The 1,911-nt window shown below is 49.1% G+C and carries 2 protein-coding genes and 2 pseudogenes; 1 reads left to right on the top strand and 3 read right to left on the bottom strand.

The window, feature by feature from the left end:
- Positions 1 to 99, top strand: a pseudogene (locus IQ219_RS19265) (IS630 family transposase); the annotation flags it as partial.
- Positions 100 to 367: 268 nt separating this feature from the next.
- Here IQ219_RS19265 and IQ219_RS19260 read toward each other — a convergent pair.
- The 3 genes and pseudogenes from IQ219_RS19260 to IQ219_RS19250 all read right to left on the bottom strand — a co-directional run.
- Positions 368 to 1,000, bottom strand: coding sequence for a DUF2231 domain-containing protein (locus IQ219_RS19260; protein ID WP_194073680.1), 633 nt, complete (start codon positions 998 to 1,000; stop codon positions 368 to 370).
- A 58-nt stretch (positions 1,001 to 1,058) separates the two neighbouring features.
- Positions 1,059 to 1,547, bottom strand: a complete 489-nt coding sequence (locus tag IQ219_RS19255) for a DUF2231 domain-containing protein (RefSeq protein WP_010874203.1) — start codon at positions 1,545 to 1,547, stop codon at positions 1,059 to 1,061.
- Positions 1,548 to 1,648: 101 nt separating this feature from the next.
- Positions 1,649 to 1,911 (bottom strand): annotated as a pseudogene (locus tag IQ219_RS19250) (NAD(P)/FAD-dependent oxidoreductase); the annotation flags it as partial.

The following is a 1,911-nucleotide window of genomic DNA, read 5'->3' as shown; positions in this document are numbered from 1 at the left end:
GATATAGAGCATGACTTTAGTGCATTAAAGAGGGCGAGAATGTACGCACCTCCGGGTACTAGCATAGATAAGGTTATTCAAGATTACTGCATAGCTTAACGTCTCATAATTATCCTAATTAGCTATACATCGATCTACATACCTTATACCCCACTAAAGCGAAAAGTGCTATAGATTAAAATATTTGGTAAATTTATGGAATCAATTTCACTACTCATCCGCCTAGACTGACGGAAGAGGGACAAAACTTGACCAATTCCGTTTAAAAATCCGGCCTGCCCTGGCTTGATCGGACAATCACAACAGGGGCATAGTTTTGATGGTTGAGCAAATGGGATCAGAGCACCCCCTTTTGGTTAACAAAAAATTAAAGGTCAATGCCCCCTTCATTAAGCACCACGTTGGGATTTTCTCCCATGCGGAGAATATGGGCTGCCGTATTATGCACACCAAATTCGGCCCCTAATTGGGCCCCTAGGGTGCCATGGATGGCCATATAGGCCATGAGGAATAGGGCAAAACCGAGATAGGCCCAGCTAACTTCATTGCGGCAATTGGTGCGCCAAACAAACCGTTGATAGCCCCGCCAAATGGTTGTGCCCACCATCATCGCCAGTAACAAGATACCTCCGACGCCATGGAGCAACATAGTTGTACCGGCGCCAATGCCCCAATCACTCATCTGATTTGTGGGAGGTTGGGCCAAGAGAATTTCAAAAAAGCCCGCCGCCACAGTGAAAAAACTAATAAAGGCACCGGCCACAGCATTGTACCAACCCACATCAAAGAAGTTTTGGCGTTGGGCGGGAATGGCAAACCCTTTAAGAATGATTTTGTCTAGGGGAAAAAATACGCCAGCAAAATCAAAAATTAGGGCAATGATGAATAACCCCAGACTGAAATGGACCAAATTGGGGTGGATGGGAAATCGGTAGGGCAGACCATTGGTGCCTAGCTGGAGGCCAATTTCTTTGAGTTGGTCAATCAGGGAGGGGTTCATGGGGCGGTCAATTTCCTCAGGAAAAAATGGGATGGGTAAGGGAACTTAAACCTAAAAGCTAGGGAATAATGCCGTCTTTGGTGGCTTGCACCACGGGAAGGGTATGCAGACCATATACCCAATCCACCAGGGAGCCGAGGAAAATTTGGATACACACTAATACCATAAATACGGTGGCCAGCATGAGGAAAGGCAGGCTGGTTTTCAGCGGGTTTCGCACCCTCAATACCCCCCGCCAAGCCGTTAACCCCGCCAAAATGGCCGACAATGACCAACCGTTGACCGTATGCCAATCCAATGCCGGTTGGGCCGCCGGGTAGGGCATGGCCAGGGCCGCTTCAAATTCACCGAAAATCACCGCAAAAAAAATGGCGATCGCCGCTGTGAGCCAATTCCACCAAGCCACTTCAAAGAACCGGGGCTTTTTTTGGAGGTAGCCCACTAGTTCACTGATATAGGCAAAGAAGACCATGCCAATGACAAAGTGGACAATGATGGGATGGAGGGTATCTGGGTAGGGCAGATTTTGGTCATTGAGGGTGAACATGGGCAGGTTCCGCAAAGATGTTTGGGATCGGGGCTAAAGCTAGAGATTGCCAGTTTAATCGGGTTGAAAAGCCAAGTTGGTATGGGCTATGGCTACTGCCCTCATCGACTCATGTTAGGACTGGGTTGGGGGACAAAGGGCGGTCTTTCCCTTTCCGGTGTTTTGAAGCCAAAGTACAACAGGACAATAAAAATCAAGGGGGCAATGATGGCGATCGCCTTGATGCCCTGGTATTCCCGCTGTTGGGCTGGGGTCATGGCGGCCCATTTTAGTTCCTGGGCTGTGGGGGCATGGGGGCGATGGAAACGGTCGATGGTTTCTTCGGCTAGCCATTGGGTGGTGGCCTTGAAGTTATGCAGAGGGG

The organism is Synechocystis sp. LEGE 06083, from assembly GCF_015207725.1.
Lineage (GTDB): Bacteria > Cyanobacteriota > Cyanobacteriia > Cyanobacteriales > Microcystaceae > Synechocystis > Synechocystis salina.
The sequence above is the reverse complement of the archived record's forward strand: the minus strand, read 5'-3'. Positions and strand labels throughout refer to the sequence as shown.